Origin of the sequence: Burkholderia sp. Ac-20353 (assembly GCF_017104785.1) — a bacterium.
Classification (GTDB): Bacteria; Pseudomonadota; Gammaproteobacteria; order Burkholderiales; family Burkholderiaceae; genus Burkholderia.
Map to the genome: position 1 here is coordinate 1 of NZ_JAAGPL010000320.1, position 6,189 is coordinate 6,189.

Genomic DNA, 6,189 nt, shown 5'->3' on the forward strand with positions numbered 1-6,189 from the left:
GGCGAAGCGGCCGCGCTCGCCAGCATCGGCACCGGCGCCGACGCTTGTATCGACGCCTGCACCCACGCCTTGACCGACACCGCCGCCCCGGCGCACGCGATCGCGCGGGCCGCGTAGGATGCGGCGTGCCACGCGGCCGCAGCCGCCCATCTATAGTGAAAACGGCGGGCGCGCGCACGGCGGCCGGCGGACCTCCGTGCGCGCCGCGTCGCCGCTGTCCTGTCCGTTCGCGTCATGAGTGCGTCCGTTTCACCCGTCAAGCTGCGCGTGCTGCTCGTCACCGATACGCAAAAGCCGATCGGCGACCTGCGCGACGCGCTCGCGCGCCTCGGCTACGAGATGCTGGCCGAAGTGGCGACGCCCGCGCGCCTGCCCGCGGCCGTCGAGGCGCAGCGGCCCGACGTCGTGATCATCGATACAGAATCGCCGTCGCGCGACACGCTCGAACAGCTCGCGGTGATGAACGCCACCGCGCCGCGCCCGGTGCTGATGTTCAGCCATGACGCGGATCAGACGCTGATCCGCGCGGCGGTCGGCGCGGGCGTCAGCGCGTATCTCGTCGAAGGGCTGTCGGCCGAGCGGCTCGCGCCGATTCTCGAGGTCGCGCTCGCGCGCTTCTCGCACGACGACGCGCTGCGCCGCCGGCTCGCCGACGTCGAGCGCGAGCTCGAAGACCGCAAGCTGATCGATCGCGCGAAGCGCACGCTGATGGAGCGCCGCAAGCTGTCCGAGCCCGACGCCTACGCAGCGCTGCGCAAGCGCGCGATGGACCAGGGCATCCGCATCGTCGACGCCGCGCGCCAGATGCTCGCAGGCGACTCGCAACCATGAGTGTCATCACCATGACGACTTCCCCCGCCGCCGCGCCGGAGCGCGCGCGTCTTCGCCTCGGCTTCGTCGCGCTCAGCGACGCGGCCCCGCTGATTGTCGCGCAGCGCCTCGGCCTCGGCGCGCGCCACGGGCTCGCGCTCGAGCTGAGCCGCGAGCCGTCGTGGGCCGCGGTGCGCGACAAGCTGCTGTCCGGCGAACTCGACGCTGCGCATGCGCTGTACGGCCTCGTCTGCGGCATGCAGCTCGGCATCGCGAGCCCGCAGGCCGACATGAGCGTGCTGATGGTGCTGAACCGCAACGGCCAGGCGATCTCGTTCTCGGCGCCGCTCGCCGATGCGTATCGCGCGCGCCGCAACCTGAAGCACGCGCTTGCGACGCTCGGCCGTCCACCGGTGTTCGCGCAGACCTTCCCGACCGGCACGCACGCGATGTGGCTCTATCACTGGCTCCCGTGGGCCGGCGTCGATCCGCTGCGCGCGATCCGCAGCGTCGTGATCCCGCCGCCCGAGATGGTCGCGGCGCTCGCGAACGGCGAACTCGACGGCTTCTGCGCGGGCGAGCCGTGGCATGCGGTCGCCGAAGCGTGCCGCGCGGGCCGCACGGTTGCCGCGACGAGCGAGGTCTGGCCCGATCATCCGGAGAAGGCGCTCGCATGCCGGCGCGATTTCGCCGCGCTGTACACGAACACGGCGCGCGCGCTGATCCGCACCCTTGTCGATGCGTGCGCATGGCTCGACAGCCCCGCGCACCGCGTGGACGCGGCCGGCTGGCTCGCGTCGCCGGACGCGCTCGGCGTGCCGGCCACGCTGATCGCGCCGCGCCTGCTCGGCGACTACGGCGCGGGACCGTTCGCCGCGCCGCCGCTGCCGGTCAGCTTCCACGCGGGCGGCTCGGTGAACCGGCCGCGCACCGACGACGGCCTGTGGTTCCTGTCGCAGTACCGGCGCTGGGGGATGCTGTCCGACACGCGCGACGACCGCGCGCTCGCCGCGGCGATTGCGGATCCCGCGTTGTATGATGCTGCGGTCGCCGGAACGGGCGCCGCGCTTGCCGGATCCCACTGAAATTCGATGCCCACTCGATCGGGCGCGTCACTCGACGCGCTGCTCACCGAAATCCGCGCGTGCCGCGCGTGCGAAGCCGTGCTGCCGCTCGGCCCGCGCCCCGTGCTGCGTGCGCATCGCGACGCGCGCATCCTGATCGTCGGGCAGGCGCCCGGCGCGCGCGTGCATGCGAGCGGCATCCCGTGGGACGACGCGAGCGGCAAGCGGCTGCGCGAATGGCTCGGTGTCGATGCGGACACGTTCTACGACCCGACGCGCTTCGCGATCGTGCCGATGGGCTTCTGCTACCCGGGCCGCGGCGCGAGTGGCGACAACCCGCCGCGCCCCGAATGCGCGCAGCTGTGGCTCGACCGGCTGCTCGCGGAACTGCCGTCGATCCGGCTCACGCTGCTGATCGGCACCTACGCGCAGCGGCATTTCCTGCCGGACACGCGCAAGGCATCGCTGACCGCAACCGTCGAAGCCTGGCGCGACTATGGCCCTGACGTGCTGCCACTGCCGCACCCGTCGCCGCGCAACCAGGGCTGGTTCAAGCATCATCCGTGGTTCGAAGCCGACGTGCTGCCCGAATTGCGGCGACGCGTGGCGCCGCTCGTCGCGCAGTAGGCGCGTTGCTGTCCGATTTTCTGCTCGATGGCTGGCAATTCCGGCCTCCAATTCTGACCAACACCTGACGCAGGCCGGTTTCGCTGTACCATCGCGGGTCAATCCGCATCACGAAGCATCGAATCCGTCATGTCCTCCTCCGCCCCGCCGCGCCTGTACGGGATGCCCGAACGCAGCGACCGGCTCGATTTCTACATCCGCGACCAGGCGTCACGCCAGGCAATCACCGAACCGCACCGGCACGCGTACTTCCAGATCCAGTTCAATCTCGGCGGCGACACCGAGCAGCGGATCGGCGGCGTCACGCGGCCGTTTCCACGCGGCGCGCTCGCGTTCGTGCTGCCGTATCGCGAGCACGTGATCCCGCATCCGGAGGGCGCGCACTTCATCGTGATCAATTTCAGCCAGGCGTTCCTGCGTGCCGATCTCGACGTCGATCCGCTCGATCTCGAGGACATGCCCGCGCACCGCTTCCCCGAACTCACGCCGTTCCGCTTCCAGGAGCATCTCGACTTCATCCTGACCGGCGATGCGTTCGACGAGGCGCGCCGCCTCGCGCTGTGCATGCTCGACGCCGACCGCATCCGCACGTTCGGCTCGACGACGCTGCTGCGCGGCTATCTGCTGCAGTTGATCGGGCTCGTCTGCACGCAATACGCGGGCGCGCTCGACAAGCTCGCGCAGCGCGGCGCGCATCGCGCGGGCCGGCGCGACGCGCTCGCGCGCGTGCTGCGCCATGTGCGTGCGAACCTGACCCGCGAAGACCTGACGCTTGCCGCCACCGCCGAGGCCGCGTTCCTGTCGCCGAACTATCTCGCGCACCTGATCCGCAAGGAGACCGGCAGCACGTTCACCGATCTCGTGACCGAGCGCCGCATCGCGCTCGCGCAGTCGCTGCTCGCGCACACGAACCGGCGCATCGCGGAAATCGCGCGCGCGGTCGGCTTTCGCGACGAAGGGTATTTCGCGCGACGATTCCGCGCGCGGGTCGGCGTGTCGCCGAAGGCGTATCGCGACGCCAATGCGGCGCTGCCCGACGGCGACGCGTAGTTTTGTCCCGGAAAAACGCAGTTGCGTCGCATTCGGCGCCGCGCGCGTCGGGTATCGTTGCACGCATGCCGGCCGCCGCGTGATGCACGCGATGCACGTGATGCGCGAGCCGGCTTCCGTCTCCTACCCGAACGAGGCCATCCGATGTCCGAATACGTCATCGACGCTCCCGAGCGTCCTTCCGTCGAAGTCGAACAGTCGTCCGCGCGCTTTCCGGTGCGCCGCGTGTTCTGTGTCGGCCGCAACTATGCCGAGCATGCGCGCGAGATGGGCGCCGATCCGAACCGCGAGCCGCCGTTCTTCTTCTCGAAGCCGGCCGACGCGGTCGTGCCGGCGCGCGGCACCGTCCCGTATCCGCCGCTGACGAACGACCTCCATCACGAAATCGAGCTCGTGATCGCGATCGGCCAGGGCGGCCGGTCGATCGACGCGGCCGATGCGCTGTCGCACGTGTGGGGCTACGGCGTCGGCGTCGACCTGACGCGCCGCGACCTGCAGGCCGAAGCGAAGAAACTGGGCCGGCCGTGGGACTGGGCCAAGGGTTTCGACGCATCGGGGCCGGTGACCGCGCTGCGGCCGGTCTCCGCGACCGGGCACCCGGCCACCGGCCGCATCTGGCTCGCGGTCAACGGCGAGCCGCGCCAGCAAGGCGATCTCGCGGACATGATCTGGCCGGTGCCGGACATCATCGCGCACGTGTCACATTCGGTCGAGCTGCAGGCCGGCGACCTGATCTTCACCGGCACGCCGGCCGGCGTCGGCGCGCTGGAGCCGGGCGACCGCGTGACAGGCGGCGTGGACGGTGTCGCGCAGTTCTCGTTCACGATGGGCGCGAAGCCGTGATGCGGGTCGGTGCGTAAAAGCGCTGGACGCCGCGCCGCGCGATGCGGCGCGGCATCGCGCCATTCACCGCAGCGCGTCGCGGGCCACCATCCAGCGTGCACACACGGCGGCCGACAGCGCGATCACTGCAGACAGCAGCATCATGCACAGCGGCGCGTAACCGACGTTGTGCTCGGTCAGCACCGCGCCCGTCAGCGACGACAACGCGGCGCCACCCGCGATCGTCATCGCGCCGGCGAGGCCTGACGCGCTGCCGGCCAGTTCGGGGTGCACCGACAGCGCGCCGGCGTGCGCCGCCGGATTCGTCAGGCCGTTGCCGACGCCGACCAGCACGCACGGGCCGAACAGCGCGACCGGATGCCTGACGCCCGCGAAGAACAGTGCGAGACCGAGCAGCGGACCGGCGCACGCGACGATGCGGCCGGCGACGAGCGTCGTCGTCAGCGGATAGCGGCTCGCGTAGCGGCCGGCGACGAAGCTGCCGAACATGAAGCCCGCGGTGATCGTCCCCATGTAGAAACCGAGCACCGCCGGCGGCAGGTTGAAGACCGCCTGTGCGGTCAGCGGCGCACCGGCCAGGAACGCGTAGAACGCGCCGGTCGAGAAGGCCATGCACAGCGCGTAGGCCCAGAAGCGGCGCGCGCGGAACAGCGCCGGGTACGCACGCAGTTGCCGCCGGATCGTGTCCGACGGATTTCCGTTGGTTTCCCCGAAGTTGCGCCAGCACCAAGCAAACAACGCGAGGCTGGCCAGGCCGACGCACCAGAAGCTCGCGCGCCAGCCGAAGGTTTCGTCGAGCAGGCCGCCCAGCGTCGGGCCGAGCATCGGCGCGATCGCCGCCGCCATCGCCGCATAGCCGATCCGGCTTGCGGTCTGCGCGTGACCGGCCGTATCGCGAATCGCCGCCATCGCGACCGGATAGCAGCACGTGACGCATGCCTGCAGCATCCGGCATGCGAGAAACGCGCGGACGTCGGTTGCCAGCGCGCAGCCGAGCGATCCGGCCGTGAACAGCGCGAGCGCGGTCAGCACGATCGGCCGCCGCCCGAAGCGGTCCGACAGCGGCCCCATCACCAGTTCGAGCGTCGCGGCGACGGCCGCGTAGCCGCCGAGCGCGAGGCTCACGAGCGCGTAGTCGGCGTGGAGGGTGCGCGCGATGTTCGGCAGCGACGGCAGGAACAGACTCAACGGCAACACCGAGAGCGCGCACAGCAGCGTCAGCGTGGACAGGGGCGGATACGGGCGTTCGGCGGTCGTCGATGTCGGCGTCATATTCGGGTGCACGGTCGAGCGGGACAAAAAAAACCCCCGAACCAGTCGGGGGCGCATGCGGTGCCGGCACGTGTCGCTACCGGACCATGCGCCGACTGCCTGGTACCAGGATGACGTATGCCGCTTTCATGCTCGAATGCTCCGGGTCAGTTGCGACGATATTAGGCGGGTTGCCGCGACGACGTCAACGGGCCTGGCGGCACACGACAGGCCCGCCCCGCCGTATCCCGATCATGCCTACCGCACCTTCCGCACCTTCCCGCACCTTCCCGCACCTACCACGCCCGAGCCTACCGCGCATGCACCGACACGAACCGACGCGCGTTATTGCGCTGGATCAGCACCGCGACCACCTTCCCGCCTTTTGCTTCGAGCGCTGCGACATCGTCCGGCGTTTCGAGCAGCGTGTCGTTGAGTTCCAGCACGACGTCGCCCGGCTGGATGCCGGCGGCGGCCGCCGGCCCGTGCACGTCGTCAACCATCATGCCGACCGCGAGCCCCGTCGAGCGGCGCTCGTCGTCGG

The 6,189-nt window shown here is 70.6% G+C and carries 7 protein-coding genes; 5 read left to right on the plus strand and 2 right to left on the minus strand.

Translation table 11 applies throughout. The features are described 5' to 3' along the window. Positions 1–234 precede the first annotated feature (234 nt). The 5 genes from G3N94_RS39015 (at position 235) to G3N94_RS39035 (ending at position 4,394) form a co-directional block, all read left to right on the plus strand. Entirely contained in the window at positions 235–831 is a 597-nt protein-coding gene (locus G3N94_RS39015) for an ANTAR domain-containing protein (RefSeq protein WP_205799537.1), read from the plus strand. Positions 832–842: 11 nt separating this feature from the next. Next, on the plus strand, positions 843–1,895 hold the full coding sequence (locus G3N94_RS39020) for a CmpA/NrtA family ABC transporter substrate-binding protein (protein WP_205799543.1): 1,053 nt from the start codon (positions 843–845) through the stop codon (positions 1,893–1,895). Between the two features lie 6 nt (positions 1,896–1,901). After that, positions 1,902–2,501, plus strand: coding sequence for a uracil-DNA glycosylase family protein (locus G3N94_RS39025; protein ID WP_205799538.1), 600 nt, complete (start codon positions 1,902–1,904; stop codon positions 2,499–2,501). A gap of 129 nt (positions 2,502–2,630) precedes the next feature. Then, entirely contained in the window at positions 2,631–3,551 is a 921-nt protein-coding gene (locus G3N94_RS39030) for an AraC family transcriptional regulator (RefSeq protein WP_205799539.1), read from the plus strand. A 144-nt stretch (positions 3,552–3,695) separates the two neighbouring features. Further along, positions 3,696–4,394: a fumarylacetoacetate hydrolase family protein gene (locus tag G3N94_RS39035; RefSeq protein WP_205799540.1), complete on the plus strand. Its 699-nt coding sequence runs from the start codon at positions 3,696–3,698 to the stop codon at positions 4,392–4,394. A 63-nt stretch (positions 4,395–4,457) separates the two neighbouring features. Here G3N94_RS39035 and G3N94_RS39040 read toward each other — a convergent pair whose 3' ends face one another. Both G3N94_RS39040 and G3N94_RS39045 read right to left on the minus strand, forming a co-directional pair. Next, positions 4,458–5,666, minus strand: coding sequence for a multidrug effflux MFS transporter (locus G3N94_RS39040; RefSeq protein WP_205799541.1), 1,209 nt, complete (start codon positions 5,664–5,666; stop codon positions 4,458–4,460). 290 nt (positions 5,667–5,956) lie between these two features. Then, a partial coding sequence (locus tag G3N94_RS39045; RefSeq protein ID WP_205799542.1) for a PDZ domain-containing protein occupies positions 5,957–6,189 on the minus strand: 233 nt, incomplete at its 5' end.

Excerpts from the sequence above, each read along its gene's own strand:
- G3N94_RS39015 (WP_205799537.1), top strand. The coding sequence starts at position 235 with ATGAGTGCGTCCGTTTCACCCGTCAAGCTGCGCGTGCTGCTCGTCACC.
- G3N94_RS39020 (WP_205799543.1), top strand. The coding sequence starts at position 843 with ATGACGACTTCCCCCGCCGCCGCGCCGGAGCGCGCGCGTCTTCGCCTC.
- G3N94_RS39025 (WP_205799538.1), top strand. The coding sequence starts at position 1,902 with ATGCCCACTCGATCGGGCGCGTCACTCGACGCGCTGCTCACCGAAATC.
- G3N94_RS39030 (WP_205799539.1), top strand. The coding sequence starts at position 2,631 with ATGTCCTCCTCCGCCCCGCCGCGCCTGTACGGGATGCCCGAACGCAGC.
- G3N94_RS39035 (WP_205799540.1), top strand. The coding sequence starts at position 3,696 with ATGTCCGAATACGTCATCGACGCTCCCGAGCGTCCTTCCGTCGAAGTC.
- G3N94_RS39040 (WP_205799541.1), bottom strand. The coding sequence starts at position 5,666 with ATGACGCCGACATCGACGACCGCCGAACGCCCGTATCCGCCCCTGTCC.